The organism is Aquipseudomonas alcaligenes (genome assembly GCF_003205495.1).
In the GTDB taxonomy this organism is placed as follows: Bacteria; Pseudomonadota; Gammaproteobacteria; order Pseudomonadales; family Pseudomonadaceae; genus Aquipseudomonas; species Aquipseudomonas alcaligenes_B.
Genome location: NZ_QJRX01000007.1, coordinates 197,922 through 212,661 on the forward strand (window position 1 = coordinate 197,922; position 14,740 = coordinate 212,661).

Genomic DNA, 14,740 nt, shown 5'->3' on the forward strand with positions numbered 1-14,740 from the left:
ACTCATTCCTTCTCGAATAAAACCGGGCGGCCCCTTGTGAGGACCGCCGCGTTGCGCAGCCGTGGAATCAGATGTCCAGCAGCAGGCGAGCCGGGTCTTCCAGCAGATTCTTGATGGTCACCAGGAAGCTCACCGCTTCCTTGCCATCGATCAGGCGGTGATCGTAGGACAGCGCCAGGTACATCATCGGGCGGATCACGACCTGACCGTTGATGGCCACCGGACGCTGGATGATGTTGTGCATGCCGAGGATGGCGGCCTGCGGCGGATTGACGATCGGGGTCGACATCATCGAGCCGAAGGTGCCGCCGTTGGTGATGGTGAAGGTGCCGCCGGTCATCTCTTCGATCGACAGCTTGCCCTCACGGGCCTTCTTGCCGAAGGTGGCGATGCCGTTCTCGACTTCGGCCAGGCTCATCAGCTCGGCATTGCGCAGTACCGGCACCACCAGGCCACGGTCGCTGGACACGGCCACGCCGATGTCCTGGTAGCCGTGGTAGACGATGTCGTTGCCGTCGATCGAGGCGTTGACCGCCGGGAAGCGCTTGAGCGCCTCGACAGCCGCCTTGACGAAGAAGGACATGAAGCCCAGGCGCACGCCGTTGTGGGTCTTCTCGAACAGGTCCTTGTACTTGCTGCGCAGGGCCATGACTTCGTGCATGTCCACTTCGTTGAAAGTGGTCAGCATGGCCATGGTGGACTGGGCCTCGACCAGGCGCTCGGCGACCTTGGCACGCAGGCGGGTCATCGGCACGCGCTTCTCGACGCGATCGCCGGCGGCGAACACCGGCGCCTCGGCAGCCGGGGCAGCAGGCTTGGCGGCAGCGGCCGGCGCGGAGTTCTTGGCGGCGACGGCGGCGACGGCGGCGACGGCGTCTTCCTTGGTCACGCGACCGCCCTTGCCGGTGCCGGTGATGGAGTTCGGGTCGATACCACCCTCTTCGGCGATCTTGCGCGCGGCCGGCGACAGGATGGCGTCATCGCTGGAGGCAGCAGCAGCCGGAGCGGCGGCGGCAGGAGCGGCAGCGGCCGCAGCCGGAGCGGCGGCGACGGCGGCACCGGCGGCACCCAGGCGACCCAGCAGCTCGCCGGACAGGACGGTGTCGCCCTCGTTCTTGACGATCTCGGCGAGCACGCCGTCGGCTTCGGCGAGTACTTCCATCACCACCTTGTCGGTTTCGATGTCGACGATCAGCTCATCACGCTTGACCGCATCGCCCGGCTTCTTGTGCCAGGTGGCCACGGTGCCGTCGGCAACCGATTCCGGGAAGGTTGGGGCTTTGATCTCGATAGCCATTATGTGTGTTTCCTTAAATTCGTTTCTTCAGGGGGCGACGACCCATGCCGTCGCCCCGATGCGCGAAGGCGTTAGACAGTAAAGGCGTCGTTCAGCAGTTTTTCCTGCTGTTCGGCGTGCATCGAGGCATAACCACAGGCCGGGGCCGCCGAAGCGTCGCGACCGGCGTACTGCAGGAACAGCTCCTTCTTGTGCGCCGAGGCGACGCGACGCATATGGTGCTGGCTGCAGTACCAGGCGCCCTGGTTCATCGGCTCTTCCTGACACCAGACGATGTGCTTGAGGTTCTTGTACGGCGCCAGAGCCTCGGCCAGGTCGTCCTCGGGGAACGGATAGAGCTGCTCGATACGCACGATGGCGGTGTCTTCGCGGTTCTCGGCACGGCGCTTAGCCAGCAGGTCGTAGTACACCTTGCCGCTGCACAGGATGACGCGCTCGACCTTCTTCGGCTCGATCGGATCGATCTCGCCGATGACGGTCTGGAACGAGCCCTCGGCCAGTTCTTCCAGGGTCGAGATGGCCAGCGGGTGGCGCAGCAGCGACTTGGGCGACAGCACCACCAGCGGCTTGCGCAGCGGGCGGATGACCTGGCGGCGCAGCAGGTGGTAGATCTGCGCCGGGGTGGTCGGCACGCAGACCTGCATGTTGTGCTCGGCGCACAGCTGCAGGAAGCGCTCCAGGCGCGCGGAACTGTGCTCCGGGCCCTGCCCTTCGTAGCCGTGCGGCAGCAGCATGGTCAGGCCGCACAGGCGGCCCCACTTGTGCTCGCCACTGGAGATGAACTGGTCGAACACCACCTGGGCACCGTTGGCGAAGTCGCCGAACTGCGCTTCCCAGATCACCAGAGCGTTGGGCATGGTGGTGGCATAGCCATATTCGAACGCCAGTACGGCCTCTTCCGAGAGGAAGGAGTCGAACAGCTGGAAGCGCGGCTGGCCTTCGAACAGGTTCTGCAGCGGCAGGTAGGTGCTGGCGTCCTTCTGGTTGTGCAGCGCCGCGTGGCGGTGCGAGAAGGTGCCGCGGCCGACGTCCTGGCCAGTCATGCGCACCGGATGGCCTTCGAACAGCAGGGTGGCGTAGGCCAGGTTCTCGGCGTAGCCCCAGTTGATCGGCATGGCGCCGGCGGTCATCTTGGCGCGGTCTTCCAGCACCTTGGCGACCTGGCGCTGGAGGACGAAGCCCTCCGGGATTTCCAGCAGCTTGTTGGCCAGGTCCTGCAGGGTCTTCAGCTCGAAGCGGGTATCGTGGCGCGCGGTCCAGGCATGGCCCAGGTAGGGGCGCCAGTCGACGAACAGCTCCTTGTTCGGCTCCTTGACCAGGCTCTTGACCACGTGCTGGCCGTTGTCCAGCGCACTGCGGTATTCCTCGATCTTGGCCTTGACCGCGTCCTCGGCGATACGGCCGGACTGCACCAGGCTGTCGGCATACAGCTCGCGGGTGGTTCGCTGCTTGGCGATCTGCTGGTACATCAGCGGCTGGGTGCCGCTCGGCTCGTCGGCCTCGTTGTGGCCGCGGCGGCGGTAGCAGACCAGGTCGATGACCACGTCGCGCTTGAACTGCATGCGGTAGTCGACGGCCAGCTGGGTGACGAACAGCACGGCCTCCGGGTCGTCGCCGTTCACGTGGAAGATCGGCGCCTGGATCATCTTCGCCACATCGGTGCAGTACTCGGTCGAGCGCGAGTCCTCGGGACGGCTGGTGGTGAAGCCGACCTGGTTGTTGATCACGATGTGGATGGTGCCGCCGGTCTTGTAGGCACGGGTCTGCGACATCTGGAAGGTTTCCATGACCACGCCCTGGCCGGCGAAGGCCGCGTCGCCGTGGATGGAAATCGGCAGCACCTTGTCACCGGTGGTGTCGTTGCGGCGGTCCTGGCGGGCGCGCACGGAACCCTCGACCACCGGGGAGACGATCTCCAGGTGCGACGGGTTGAACGCCAGCGCCAGGTGCACTTCGCCACCCGGGGTCATGACGTTGGAGGAGAAGCCCTGGTGGTACTTCACGTCACCGGAGGACAGGCCCTCGACCTGCTTGCCTTCGAACTCGTCGAACAGGTCGCGCGGGTTCTTGCCGAAGGTGTTGACCAGCACGTTGAGGCGGCCACGGTGGGCCATGCCGATGACGATTTCCTGGGTGCCGTAGGAGCCGGAGCGCTGGATGATCTCGTCCAGCAGCGGGATCAGGCTCTCGCCGCCTTCCAGACCGAAGCGCTTGGTGCCCGGGTACTTGGTGCCCAGGTACTTCTCCAGGCCCTCGGCGGCGGTCAGGCGCTCGAGCAGGTGGCCCTGCACCTCGGCCGAGTAGGCCGGACGGCCACGCACGCTCTCCAGGCGCTGCTGGAACCACTTGCGCTGCTCGGAATCGACGATGTGGGTGAACTCGGCACCGATGGTGCGACAATATGTCTGCTGCAGCGCCTCGTGGATTTCCCGTAAGGTCGCTTCCTCCTTGCCGATGTAGAGTTCACCGGTGCGGAAGGTGGTGTCGAGGTCGGCGTTGGTCAGGCCATAGTGGTTGACCGACAGATCGGCCGGTGCCGGACGCTTCCACAGACCCAGCGGGTCGAGCGTCGAGGCCTGGTGGCCGCGCATGCGGTATGCCTGGATCAGGCGCAGGACTTCCACCTGCTTCTTCTCGTGCTCGCTGCTGACGCTCCCGGCGGAAACCGGTTGAGCGCGGCGCTGGTTCTTCGCCAGCAGCACGAAATGATCGCGGACAGTGGAGTGCGAAACGTCGGTGGCGGCATGGCCGTCGGCCGGCAGTTTCTGGAAGTAGGTGCGCCACTCTTCGGGCACAGCGTTGGGATCGTGCAGGTAGAGCTCATAGAGCTCTTCCACGTAGGCCGCGTTGCCACCGGATAGGTGGGCGCTGTCCCACATGCGCTGCATCACGCTTTCTTGCATGCTTGGTCACCCTCGGTAAGGGGACACCACCGGCGTAGAAGCCGTAGCTGGGCCATTCATAGTCCTAGAGCAGCGACCTGGTAAGCCACTACGGATCCCGCAGATAGTCCGGGTACCAGCCCGGATGCCCCTGCTGGTCGTCATTTTCTTTCAAATAAGAACCCCGGCTTTGTGAGCTGGGGCCCTGGCTTTACTGCGCCGGCGAATCGCTCCGCCGACGCAGGTGTTACGTGAAGCGGTGGATCAGGTACCGCTCTGCAGCAGCATGTTGCGCACGTGACCGATGGCCTTGGTCGGGTTCAGGCCTTTCGGGCAGACGTTGACGCAGTTCATGATGCCGCGGCAGCGGAACACGCTGAACGGGTCATCCAGGGACGCCAAACGCTCGGCGGTCTTGGTGTCGCGGCTGTCGGCCAGGAAGCGATAGGCCTGCAGCAGCGCAGCGGGACCGAGGAACTTGTCCGGGTTCCACCAGAACGACGGGCAGCTGGTGGAGCAGCACGCGCACAGGATGCACTCGTACAGGCCGTCCAGCTTCTCGCGCTCTTCCGGGCTCTGCAGACGCTCGATGGCCGGAGCCGGAGTATCGTTCTGCAGGAACGGCTGCACCTTCTCGTACTGCTTGTAGAAGATGCTCATATCGACGACCAAGTCACGGATGACCGGCAGGCCCGGCAGCGGACGAATGACCAGTTTATTGCCCTTCACCACGGTGGAGATCGGGGTGATGCAGGCCAGGCCGTTCTTGCCGCTGATGTTCATGCCGTCGGAACCGCACACGCCCTCGCGGCAGGAACGACGGTAGGAGAAGCCCTCGTCCTGTTCCTTGATCAGGGCCAGCACGTCGAGCACCATCAGGTCCTTGCCATCGATCTCGATGTCGAAGTCCTGCATGAAAGGTGCGGCGTCCTTTTCCGGGTTGTAGCGATAGACGCTGACTTGCAAGGTTTTGCCAAGAGACATGGTTGCCACCCTTAATAAGTACGTACTTTGGGTTCGAACGCCGGAACGGTCTTCGGCGCGAAGTTGACCGCGCGTTTGGCCACACGCTTGTCACCTGGGAAGTACAGGGAGTGACACAGCCAGTTCTCGTCGTCACGCTCCTCGTAGTCTTCACGGGCATGGGCACCACGCGACTCGGTACGAGTATCGGCGGCGATGGCAGTGGCCTCGGCCACTTCCAGCAGGTTCTGCAGCTCCAGCGCTTCGATGCGCGCGGTGTTGAAGGCCTGGCTCTTGTCGGCGATCTTGACGTTGGCGATGCGCTCGCGCAGGTCGGCCAGCTGGGCGATGCCCTTCTTCATGTATTCGCCGGTACGGAATACACCGAAGTAGTTCTGCATGCACTGCTGCAGCTCGCGCTTGAGCGGGGCGACTTCTTCGCCGCTGCTGCGCTCGTTGACGCCGGACAGACGCTTGAGCGACTGCTCGATGTCGGTCTCGCTGGCGCCACGAACTTCCACGCCTTCCTTGAGCGCCTTCTCCAGGTGCAGGCCGGCGGCGCGGCCGAATACCACCAGGTCGAGCAGCGAGTTGCCGCCCAGACGGTTGGCACCGTGTACCGATACGCAGGCGACTTCGCCCACGGCGAACAGACCTTCGATGATCTTGTCGTTGCCGCTGGCGTCCTGGGTGATGGCCTGGCCATGGATGTTGGTGGCCACGCCACCCATCATGTAGTGACAGGTCGGGATGACCGGAACCGGCGCGACCACCGGATCGACATGAGCGAAGGTCTTGGACAGTTCGCAGATGCCCGGCAGACGGCTGTGCAGCACTTCCTCGCCGAGGTGATCGAGCTTCAGCAGCACGTGGTCCTTGTTCGGGCCACAGCCGTTGCCGGCGATCACTTCCTTGACCATGGAGCGGGCGACCACATCGCGGCCGGCCAGGTCCTTGGCGTTCGGCGCGTAGCGCTCCATGAAGCGCTCGCCGTGGGCGTTGATCAGGTAACCACCCTCACCGCGGCAACCCTCGGTGACCAGCACACCGGCGCCGGCGATGCCGGTCGGGTGGAACTGCCACATCTCGATGTCCTGCACCGGCACACCGGCACGCAGGGCCATGCCGACACCGTCACCGGTGTTGATCAGGGCGTTGGTGGTGGAGGCGTAGATACGACCGGCACCGCCAGTGGCCAGAACCACGGCCTTGGAACGGATGTAGACGGTCTCACCGGTCTCGATGCAGATGGCGATGATGCCGACGATGGCGCCGTCCTGATTCTTCACCAGGTCCACCGCGTACCACTCGTTGAGGAACGAGGTGCCAGCCTTCAGGTTGGCCTGGTACAGGGTGTGCAGCAGGGCGTGACCGGTACGGTCGGCCGCGGCGCAGGTACGGGCCGCCTGGGTCGGATTGTCCGGCCCCTTGGACTGGCCACCGAACGGGCGCTGGTAGATGCGACCCTGCTCGGTACGGGAGAACGGCAGGCCCATGTGCTCGAGTTCGAACACGGCTTCCGGACCGACGGAGCACATGTATTCGATCGCGTCCTGGTCACCGATGTAGTCGGAGCCCTTGACGGTGTCGTACATGTGCCAGCGCCAATCGTCGTTCGGGTCGGCCGAGGCGATGGCGCAGGTGATGCCGCCCTGGGCGGACACGGTGTGCGAACGGGTCGGGAAGACCTTGGTCACCACGGCAGTCTTGTGACCACCCTGAGCCAGTTGCAGTGCGGCACGCATGCCCGCACCACCGCCACCGACGATGATGGCGTCATAGGAAAGAGTACGAATGCTAGACATGAATCAGAAACCCCACAGGATCTGCACACCCCAGACGAACACGACGAACTGAAGCACGCCGCAAGCCGCCTGGACGAGGAAACGCACGCCGGTCGCCCAACGGCCGATAGCCATGGGGGTCAGGTAGTCGGTAGTGATGGTCCACATGCCGACCCAGGCGTGCACGATCAGCGCAACCAGCGCCAGCAGGCTGAAGATGCGCATCGCATTGTGGGAGAACAGGGCATGCCATTCGGCATAGCCCAGCCCCGGATTGACCACCAGATAGCCAATCAGGAACAGAAAGTAAGCAGCAAGGACAACAGCAGAGACGCGCTGCACCATCCAGTCATAGAGACCCGAGCGCGAAAAGTTGGTGACATTAGTTACCATATCCAAACTCCCGCCAGCACGATGACCACCGCCGACACGGCGATGACGATCTTCGAGCCCAGCTTGCCGCCTTCCAGCGACTCACCGACACCCATGTCCATGATCAGGTGGCGTACACCGGCCACCAGGTGGTACAGCAGGGCGGACAGCAGACCCCAGATGATCAACTTGGCCAGTGGGCTGGCCAGGCACGCCTGGACTTCTGCAAAGCCCTCCTCGGACACCAGGGATTTGTCGAGAGCAAACAGCATCACGACGATACCCAGGAAGAGGATGACACCGGAAACCCGGTGCAGAATGGACGTATAAGCTGTGATCGGGAGTTTTATGGTCCTGAGATCTAGGTTTACAGGTCGTTGGCTATTCACGGCTTTTTTCACACTAGAGGCCCCTAACAAGCAGGGCAAGTTGTCGGGAAGTGCACTGGTCAGGTACCCCTCACCAAGGGAGTGCCAGCCGCCATATTAAAGGCTCTAAAGCCTCTGACGGCCGGGCGCAGAGTATAGACAGTTAGGTTACTAATGACAACGCAAGACCCCACACCCAAAAGCGGATTGCGCGGCTTAAATAAATGACGTATTAGGCCCCTCCCCGCGCCCTGAAAAAGGGCTGAAACCCGTCTGCCGTCTGGGTTTCAGTAAATTGACTTTCAGATTTATGTCTCTATAGTGTCCCGGGCCCTGCGTGGGGGGCTGTCTGATGATTCCAAGCATAAACAGGAGGCCGCACATGGCTGACAAAAAAGCGCAGTTGATCATCGAGGGCAATGCCCCCGTAGAGCTGCCCGTACTGACCGGCACCGTAGGTCCCGATGTTGTCGACGTGAGGGGCCTGACCGCCACGGGTCGCTTCACCTTTGATCCTGGCTTTATGTCGACCGCCTCTTGCGAGTCGAAGATCACCTACATCGACGGCGACGCCGGTGTTCTGCTGCACCGCGGCTACCCCATCGAGCAGCTGGCCGAGAAGTCCGACTACCTGGAAACCTGCTACCTGCTGCTGAACGGCGAACTGCCGACCGCCGAGCAGAAGGCCAAGTTCGTCAGCGTCATCAAGAACCACACCATGGTTCATGAACAGCTGAAGAGCTTCTTCAACGGTTTCCGCCGCGACGCCCACCCGATGGCCATCATGTGCGGCGTGGTCGGCGCCCTCTCCGCCTTCTACCACGACTCGCTGGACATCAATAATCCGCAGCACCGCGAAGTCTCGGCCATGCGCTTGATCGCCAAGATGCCGACCATCGCCGCCATGGCCTACAAGTACTCCATGGGCCAGCCCATGATGTACCCGCGTAACGACCTGAACTACGCAGAAAACTTCCTGCACATGATGTTCAACACCCCGTGCGAGATCAAACCGATCAGCCCGGTGCTGGCCAAGGCGATGGACCGCATCTTCGTTCTGCACGCCGACCATGAGCAGAACGCCTCCACCTCCACCGTGCGCCTGGCAGGCTCCTCGGGTGCCAACCCGTTCGCCTGTATCGCCGCCGGTATCGCCGCTCTCTGGGGCCCGGCACACGGCGGCGCCAACGAAGCCGTGCTGACCATGCTGGACGAGATCGGCAGCGTCGAGAACATCGACAAGTACATCGCCAAGGCCAAGGACAAGAACGATCCGTTCAAGCTGATGGGCTTCGGCCACCGCGTATACAAGAACCGCGACCCGCGCGCCACCGTGATGAAGAAGACCTGCGACGAAGTGCTGGCCGAACTGGGCATCAAGAACGACCCGCAGCTGGAACTGGCCATGCGCCTGGAAGAGATCGCCCTGACCGATCCGTACTTCAAGGAGCGCAACCTGTACCCGAACGTGGACTTCTACTCGGGCATCATCCTCAAGGCCATCGGCATTCCGACCAGCATGTTCACCGTGATCTTCGCCCTGTCGCGTACCGTCGGCTGGATCTCGCACTGGAAGGAAATGCTCTCCAGCCCGTACAAGATCGGCCGTCCGCGCCAGCTGTACACCGGCTACGACAAGCGCGACTACGTCAAGCTGGAAGACCGCAAGTAAGTTTTGCGGGTAAAGAAAAAGGCTGCCGAATGGCAGCCTTTTTCGTTTGCGACCTCAGCGTTTCTCGGCCAGCTCGCGCAATCCCTTGAGGGTGTTGAACGGCGCATCCACCACGAAACTGTTGGCCAACCAGGACGGCACGCTGCCACCCGGCTCGGTGTGCACCTGGTAGGTCACCTCGACCTGGCCCTCACCCTGCGGCACGAAGCGCCAGTAGCCCTGCAGGCTGGCGACCCGCACATGCTCCCGATCCTCCGGCAGGTACTGCGGCTGCCCTTCCAGCCGGCGGGTCAGGCTGCCGTCGGCACCCTGTTCCGACACCACATGCAGGATCGAATCGCGCGCCTGCACCGGCCAGGGCATCGCGAAACGGGTATAGACCCAGCTTTGCGCCCCCTCGTGCTTGAGCAGGCGCTGCTCGACGCAGGCGTGGATCCAGGTGCATGAACCCTGCACATCCTCCTGCAGGGCGCGCAGGCTGGCGACATCGCCCTTGATCGTGGTTACGCCGCGGTAAGCCTTGTACTTGGAGCCTGGCACCTCGCTGAGGTAGACCCGGATACCCTCCTCGTCCTTGCTCAGCTGCCAGCTCTCGGCCTGCACTTGGGCGCTGACCAGCAGGCCGAAGGTGCAGAGCGCCGCCATTCGAAAGAAAACCATTGTTGCTCCTCGAAGAATTGGGCACGCTCGGAAGGCGAGCCGGATAGGGTCAGGCGGTGGCCTGCTCCAGCCAGCCGAGCAGGCGGATGGCCTCCTCGCGGCTGCTCCCGCAAACTTCCGGGTCGGCGGCAAAACCGGAGCAGACCGATGGCCGCTCAGGCTGGCCGAAGATGGCGCAGCGCAGCTCGGCGGTCAGGTGCAGGCAACGCTCGCCAGCCCGCTTGCCCTGGGGCATGCCGGGAATCGGCGAACTGATGGAAGGCGCGATACAGCAGGCACCGCACCCGGGGCGACATTGCATGGAGGCAACCTCACGACAGGCAGGTCAACGAGGGCGCCGATTCTAGCGCCTAGCCAGCCGGTTGCCGAACGAAAAGCGCCTGATTAGGCTTGCCGGATTCACCCCGGAGCCCAGCCCATGCCCGTCTGGTTGCAAACCGCCGCCCTGCTGACCCTCTCCAACATCTTCATGACCTTCGCCTGGTACGGACACCTGAAGACGCTGAACGCCAAGCCCTGGTTCATCGCCGCGCTGATCAGCTGGGGCATCGCCTTCTTCGAATACATGATCATGGTGCCGGCCAACCGCATCGGTTACACCGAACTGTCGGTCGGCCAGCTGAAAATCATGCAGGAAGTCATCACCCTGGCGGTGTTCGTGCCGTTCAGCGTCTACGTGATGCACCAGCCGCTGAAGCTGGACTACCTGTGGGCTGGCCTGTGCCTGCTCGGCGCCGTGTACTTCATCTTCCGCGCCTGAAGGTAGCCCGCCCGGCTCCGAACGGGCCGAGCGCCATCAGCTGCGCTGCTTAAGACGGGCGATCAGACTGGAAGTATCCCAGCGGCCACCGCCCATGGCCTGCACATCGGAGTAGAACTGGTCGACCAGCGCCGTCACCGGCAGCTGCGCGCCGTTGCGGCGAGCCTCCTCCAGCAGGATCGACAGGTCCTTGCGCATCCAGTCCACGGCGAAGCCGAAGTCGAACTTGCCAGCCAGCATGGTCTGGTGACGGTTATCCAGCTGCCAGGACTGCGCCGCGCCCTTGCTGATCACCTCCATCGCCGCGTGACCGTCTAGCCCTGCGCACTGGGCGAAGTGCAGCGCCTCGGCCAGGCCCTGAACCAGGCCACCGATGCAGATCTGGTTGACCATCTTGGTCAGTTGGCCACTGCCCACCGGCCCCATCAGCTTGATCATCTTGGCGTAGGCATCGATGACCGGCTCGGCACGCTTGTAGAAGCTCTCCTCGCCACCGACCATCACCGTCAGCATGCCGTTCTCCGCGCCCGCCTGGCCGCCGGACACCGGCGCATCGAGAAAGCCCAGCTCGCGCTCGGCGGCAATCACCGACAGCTCACGGGCAACATTGGCCGAGGCGGTGGTATGGTCGACCAGCACGCTGGCCGGCGCCATGCCGGCGAAAGCACCATCCGGCCCCAGCAGCACACTGCGCAGGTCATCATCGTTGCCCACGCAGGTCATCACGAACTCGGCGCCCTGGGCGGCCTCGCGCGGGGTCGGCGCCGTAGTGCCGGCGAACTCGTCCTGCCACTGCTGCGCCTTGGCCGGGGAGCGGTTGTACACACAGACCTCGTGCCCCTCGCGCGCCAGATGCCCGGCCATGGGAAAACCCATCACGCCCAGGCCAATGAATGCCACCTTTGCCATGCCTCACCTCCTTACTCGTTATGCCCCAAGCATATCCCTTATCGGGGGGCAGCCGGCCAGCACAGCTGCAGGGCAAAACTGTGCACGGCGCTTTGCCGCGGCGGCGCGGGCCGCCCATACTGACTGCCAGCTAAGGAGGGACGCATGCAGCAGTGGCTAGTCATCGACCTGGAGGCCACCACCGAGGAAGGCGGCTGGCCCCTGGAAGACATGGAAATCATCGAGATCGGCGCCACCCTGGTGGACTCCGCCGGCCACGAACTGGAACCCTTCCAGCGATTCGTGCGGCCGCTGCGCCGCCCCTGCCTGACCACCTTCTGCCGCGAGCTGACCCATATCAGCCAGGCGCAGGTCGACGCCGCCGCGCCCCTCGCCCAGGTCTGGCCGCAGTTCGAGTGCTGGCTGGCGCCGCACCTGCCGCAACTGCAGGGCTGGGGCAGCTGGGGCGACTACGATCGCCGCCAGCTGCAGCTGGAATGGCAGCGCCACGGCCTGCGCAGCGTCCTGCAGGATCTCCCCCACCACAACCTCAAGCAGCGCTTCGCCGAGAGCCGCCAGCTCAAGCGTGCCGTCGGCCTCAACGGCGCCCTGCAGCTGACCGGCCTGCAGTTCCGCGGGCAGCAGCACCGCGCCCTGGAAGACGCGCGCAATACCGCCCGCCTGCTACCGCTGATATTCACTGGCGGCGGATGACGTGCAGGCCGGCCTTGGGCATACTGGCGGGCCTTTTTGACCCTTCCGAGGAGCCCGCCATGTTCAAGGTCAACGAATACTTCGACGGCACCGTCAAATCCATCGGTTTCGCCATGGCCGAAGGCCCGGCCACCATCGGCGTGATGGCCCCCGGCGAGTACGAGTTCGGCACCGCCCAGCTGGAAGTGATGCACGTGGTCGCCGGAGCCCTCACCGTCAAGCTGCCGGGCAGCGACAACTGGGAAACCTTCGCCGCCGGCAGCCAGTTCACCGTGCCGGGCAACAGCAAGTTCCAGCTGAAGGTAGCGGTAGACACCGCCTACCTGTGCGAATACCGCTAAGCTAGGCTGAGTTGCAGAAACCGGCCCCAGTGGCCGGTTTTTTTATTGCCGCATCATTCGGAACGCGCCATGCCCCGCCCCACCCTGCTCCTGCCCATCGCCCTGCTGGTGGTCGCCATGACCTCGATCCAGAGCGGCGCCTCCCTGGCCAAGAGCCTGTTCCCGCTGATCGGCCCGGAGGGCACCACTGCGCTGCGCCTGAGCCTGGCCGCGCTGATCCTGTGCATCGTCATGCGCCCCTGGCGCACGCGGCCGAATCTCGCTGCGTGGCGCTCGCTGCTCGGCTACGGCCTGTCGCTGGGGGCGATGAACCTGCTGTTCTACATGTCGCTGAAGACCATCCCGCTGGGCATCGCCGTGGCCCTGGAATTCACCGGCCCGCTGGCCCTGGCGCTGTTCGGCTCGCGGCGGCTGCTGGATTTCCTGTGGATCGCCCTGGCCGCGCTCGGCCTCTGGCTGCTGCTGCCGGATACCGCCGACGACGACCACCTCGACCCGCTGGGCATGGGCCTGGCCCTGGGGGCCGGGGTGTGCTGGGCGCTGTACATCCTCTTCGGGCAGAAAGCCGGCGCCGCCCATGGCCGGCAGACCGTGGCCTTCGGCACCCTGGTGGCGGCCATGCTGGTGTTCCCGGTGGGGCTGTGGTCGGTCGGCGAGGGCCTGTTCTCCCTCGACCTGCTGCCGGTGGCCCTGGCCGTGGCGGTGATGTCCTCGGCGCTGCCCTACAGCCTGGAGATGGTCGCCCTGACCCGCATGCCGGCACGCACTTTCAGCGTGCTGATGAGCCTGGAGCCGGCCATCGCCGCCCTCTCCGGGCTGATCTTCCTCAGCGAGCGGCTGAGCCCGACCCAGTGGCTGGCCATCGGCGCCATCATCCTCGCTTCCTCCGGCGCGGCGGCAACCATCCGCCCGCGCAAGCACGCCTGATCAGAGCTGGCGCAGGGCGCTGCTGATCGCCAGCCCCTGCAGCTCCGCCAGGTACTCGTCCAGCGTCAGCAGCCCCAGGCAAGGCATGGCGCCACGCGCCTGCAGGGTGCCGGCGGCCAGCTTGCGGGCCAGGGCCACGGCGGCCATGCAGGGGATGTTCGGGCCGTCGTTGTGCTCAGCCAGCAGCTCCCAGCACAGGTGCAGCGGCTGCCCCTGCTGGTCCAGCCCCTGCAGGCACACGAACATGCCGCTGCGCCCGTCGCCGAAAGGCTCCACCGACACGGCGCGGCGATGCAGGAACCGGGTCAGCGGCACTGCGCTGCGCAGCAGGCCGCCACGCACCAGCCAGGACAGCGCCCAGGTGCCAAACTGGGTGATGCGCAGGCCGACACCGGCGGAGAAGCGCACGCTGCGCACGCCGGCATAGCGCGCCGGGAACAGTTCGAGATCGGGGATATCGCAGTTGGCCACCCAGCGCGGGCCTAGCGGCGCGGGGAAGTCATGGCGGGCCAGGTCCTGCCAGCCGTGCACGGTTTGCCACTGGCCATCGCGCCATTGCCGGAACGGCTTGCCGCAATAGTCCAGCACCGCCGCCAGGGTCGAGGCGCCCGGGGTCTTCTCCGATGAGCTGATGCCATGCCAGATGCTGTCCAGCCTCGAGAAGCGCGGCAGCAGCTCATCAATCACCGCCCCGGCCAGCGCCGGCACCGAGCTGGCGCCGCCGCAGACCAGCACCCCGGCGGCCCGCGCTGCTTCATCCAGCTCGCCGATGCCGCAGACGAAGGCCCGCGCATCGGCCAGGTCGGCATAGTGCAGGCCAGCCTCGATGGCGGCGCGGGCGACCCGGTAGTCCTGGCCCTGGAACGGCCCGGCGGTGGAGATCACCAGCTGCGCGCCAGTAGCACGCAGGCGCTCGGCCAGGTCGGGAGCATTCATGTCCAGCTGCAGCGCTTTACCACCGGCTTGCGCGGCCAGCGCCTCGGCCTTGGCGCGGTCGCGACCGGCCACCCAGACGCGCATCCCGGCAATGCCGCTGAGCCTGCGCACGATGACCTGGCCGAAGTTGCCATAGCCACCCAGCACTACTACCCCAAACTCCCTGTCCACGCCCA

15 protein-coding genes are annotated in these 14,740 nt (G+C 64.8%); 5 read left to right on the forward strand and 10 right to left on the reverse strand.

The annotated features are described in order from the left end of the window. Positions 1 to 67: 67 nt before the first annotated feature. The 6 genes from odhB to sdhC all read right to left on the reverse strand — a co-directional run bounded on the left by odhB (position 68) and on the right by sdhC (position 7,699). Entirely contained in the window at positions 68 to 1,297 is a 1,230-nt protein-coding gene (gene odhB, locus DMO17_RS14550) for a 2-oxoglutarate dehydrogenase complex dihydrolipoyllysine-residue succinyltransferase (RefSeq protein ID WP_110683212.1), read from the reverse strand. Positions 1,298 to 1,368: 71 nt separating this feature from the next. Next, the gene (locus DMO17_RS14555) at positions 1,369 to 4,200 is read right to left on the reverse strand and encodes a 2-oxoglutarate dehydrogenase E1 component (protein ID WP_110683213.1); all 2,832 of its coding nucleotides are present in this window, start codon (positions 4,198 to 4,200) and stop codon (positions 1,369 to 1,371) included. A 243-nt stretch (positions 4,201 to 4,443) separates the two neighbouring features. Further along, complete coding sequence (locus DMO17_RS14560) at positions 4,444 to 5,163, reverse strand: succinate dehydrogenase iron-sulfur subunit (RefSeq protein WP_110683214.1); 720 nt, start codon at positions 5,161 to 5,163, stop codon at positions 4,444 to 4,446. 11 nt (positions 5,164 to 5,174) lie between these two features. Beyond that, entirely contained in the window at positions 5,175 to 6,947 is a 1,773-nt protein-coding gene (gene sdhA, locus DMO17_RS14565) for a succinate dehydrogenase flavoprotein subunit (RefSeq protein ID WP_110683215.1), read from the reverse strand. Between the two features lie 3 nt (positions 6,948 to 6,950). Next, positions 6,951 to 7,319, reverse strand: a complete 369-nt coding sequence (gene sdhD, locus DMO17_RS14570; protein ID WP_110683216.1) for a succinate dehydrogenase, hydrophobic membrane anchor protein — start codon at positions 7,317 to 7,319, stop codon at positions 6,951 to 6,953. Further along, positions 7,313 to 7,699 carry a succinate dehydrogenase, cytochrome b556 subunit gene (gene sdhC / locus DMO17_RS14575; RefSeq protein WP_181418792.1) on the reverse strand — a complete coding sequence of 129 codons (387 nt, stop codon included), beginning with the start codon at positions 7,697 to 7,699 and terminating at the stop codon, positions 7,313 to 7,315. Before sdhC ends, sdhD begins: the two co-directional genes overlap by 7 nt. 349 nt (positions 7,700 to 8,048) lie before the next feature. On the opposite strand from sdhC, the gene gltA reads away from it, so the two are divergent. Continuing rightward, on the forward strand, positions 8,049 to 9,338 hold the full coding sequence (gene gltA, locus DMO17_RS14580) for a citrate synthase (RefSeq protein WP_110683218.1): 1,290 nt from the start codon (positions 8,049 to 8,051) through the stop codon (positions 9,336 to 9,338). Between the two features lie 54 nt (positions 9,339 to 9,392). Here gltA and DMO17_RS14585 read toward each other — a convergent pair whose 3' ends face one another. Then, positions 9,393 to 9,998, reverse strand: a complete 606-nt coding sequence (locus DMO17_RS14585; RefSeq protein WP_258371552.1) for an START domain-containing protein — start codon at positions 9,996 to 9,998, stop codon at positions 9,393 to 9,395. Positions 9,999 to 10,047: 49 nt separating this feature from the next. Then, positions 10,048 to 10,299, reverse strand: coding sequence for a YkgJ family cysteine cluster protein (locus tag DMO17_RS14590; RefSeq protein ID WP_110683220.1), 252 nt, complete (start codon positions 10,297 to 10,299; stop codon positions 10,048 to 10,050). Positions 10,300 to 10,416: 117 nt separating this feature from the next. Between DMO17_RS14590 and DMO17_RS14595 the strand changes: the two genes are divergently transcribed. Beyond that, positions 10,417 to 10,758: a DMT family protein gene (locus tag DMO17_RS14595; RefSeq protein ID WP_110683221.1), complete on the forward strand. Its 342-nt coding sequence runs from the start codon at positions 10,417 to 10,419 to the stop codon at positions 10,756 to 10,758. A 36-nt stretch (positions 10,759 to 10,794) separates the two neighbouring features. On the opposite strand, the gene DMO17_RS14600 is transcribed toward DMO17_RS14595, so the two are convergent. After that, complete coding sequence (locus tag DMO17_RS14600; protein WP_110683222.1) at positions 10,795 to 11,667, reverse strand: NAD(P)-dependent oxidoreductase; 873 nt, start codon at positions 11,665 to 11,667, stop codon at positions 10,795 to 10,797. A gap of 144 nt (positions 11,668 to 11,811) precedes the next feature. On the opposite strand from DMO17_RS14600, the gene DMO17_RS14605 reads away from it, so the two are divergent. The 3 genes from DMO17_RS14605 (at position 11,812) to rhtA (ending at position 13,628) form a co-directional block, all read left to right on the forward strand. After that, positions 11,812 to 12,360 (forward strand): 3'-5' exonuclease, encoded by a 549-nt coding sequence (locus tag DMO17_RS14605; protein ID WP_110683223.1) that lies wholly within the window; start codon positions 11,812 to 11,814, stop codon positions 12,358 to 12,360. Positions 12,361 to 12,419: 59 nt separating this feature from the next. After that, positions 12,420 to 12,701 (forward strand): pyrimidine/purine nucleoside phosphorylase, encoded by a 282-nt coding sequence (gene ppnP, locus DMO17_RS14610; protein WP_021699787.1) that lies wholly within the window; start codon positions 12,420 to 12,422, stop codon positions 12,699 to 12,701. A gap of 69 nt (positions 12,702 to 12,770) precedes the next feature. Further along, on the forward strand, positions 12,771 to 13,628 hold the full coding sequence (gene rhtA, locus DMO17_RS14615; RefSeq protein ID WP_110683224.1) for a threonine/homoserine exporter RhtA: 858 nt from the start codon (positions 12,771 to 12,773) through the stop codon (positions 13,626 to 13,628). Here the strand turns inward: rhtA and DMO17_RS14620 are convergent, their stop codons facing one another. After that, on the reverse strand, positions 13,629 to 14,735 hold the full coding sequence (locus DMO17_RS14620; protein WP_258371553.1) for a saccharopine dehydrogenase family protein: 1,107 nt from the start codon (positions 14,733 to 14,735) through the stop codon (positions 13,629 to 13,631). It abuts the gene before it with no gap. Positions 14,736 to 14,740 lie beyond the last annotated feature (5 nt).

Coding starts and splice junctions, on each gene's coding strand:
- ppnP (WP_021699787.1), top strand. CDS start 12,420: ATGTTCAAGGTCAACGAATACTTCGACGGCACCGTCAAATCCATCGGT.
- gltA (WP_110683218.1), top strand. CDS start 8,049: ATGGCTGACAAAAAAGCGCAGTTGATCATCGAGGGCAATGCCCCCGTA.
- sdhD (WP_110683216.1), bottom strand. CDS start 7,319: ATGGTAACTAATGTCACCAACTTTTCGCGCTCGGGTCTCTATGACTGG.
- rhtA (WP_110683224.1), top strand. CDS start 12,771: ATGCCCCGCCCCACCCTGCTCCTGCCCATCGCCCTGCTGGTGGTCGCC.
- sdhA (WP_110683215.1), bottom strand. CDS start 6,947: ATGTCTAGCATTCGTACTCTTTCCTATGACGCCATCATCGTCGGTGGC.
- DMO17_RS14590 (WP_110683220.1), bottom strand. CDS start 10,299: ATGCAATGTCGCCCCGGGTGCGGTGCCTGCTGTATCGCGCCTTCCATC.
- DMO17_RS14560 (WP_110683214.1), bottom strand. CDS start 5,163: ATGTCTCTTGGCAAAACCTTGCAAGTCAGCGTCTATCGCTACAACCCG.
- DMO17_RS14595 (WP_110683221.1), top strand. CDS start 10,417: ATGCCCGTCTGGTTGCAAACCGCCGCCCTGCTGACCCTCTCCAACATC.
- DMO17_RS14605 (WP_110683223.1), top strand. CDS start 11,812: ATGCAGCAGTGGCTAGTCATCGACCTGGAGGCCACCACCGAGGAAGGC.
- DMO17_RS14555 (WP_110683213.1), bottom strand. CDS start 4,200: ATGCAAGAAAGCGTGATGCAGCGCATGTGGGACAGCGCCCACCTATCC.
- DMO17_RS14585 (WP_258371552.1), bottom strand. CDS start 9,998: ATGGTTTTCTTTCGAATGGCGGCGCTCTGCACCTTCGGCCTGCTGGTC.
- DMO17_RS14600 (WP_110683222.1), bottom strand. CDS start 11,667: ATGGCAAAGGTGGCATTCATTGGCCTGGGCGTGATGGGTTTTCCCATG.
- odhB (WP_110683212.1), bottom strand. CDS start 1,297: ATGGCTATCGAGATCAAAGCCCCAACCTTCCCGGAATCGGTTGCCGAC.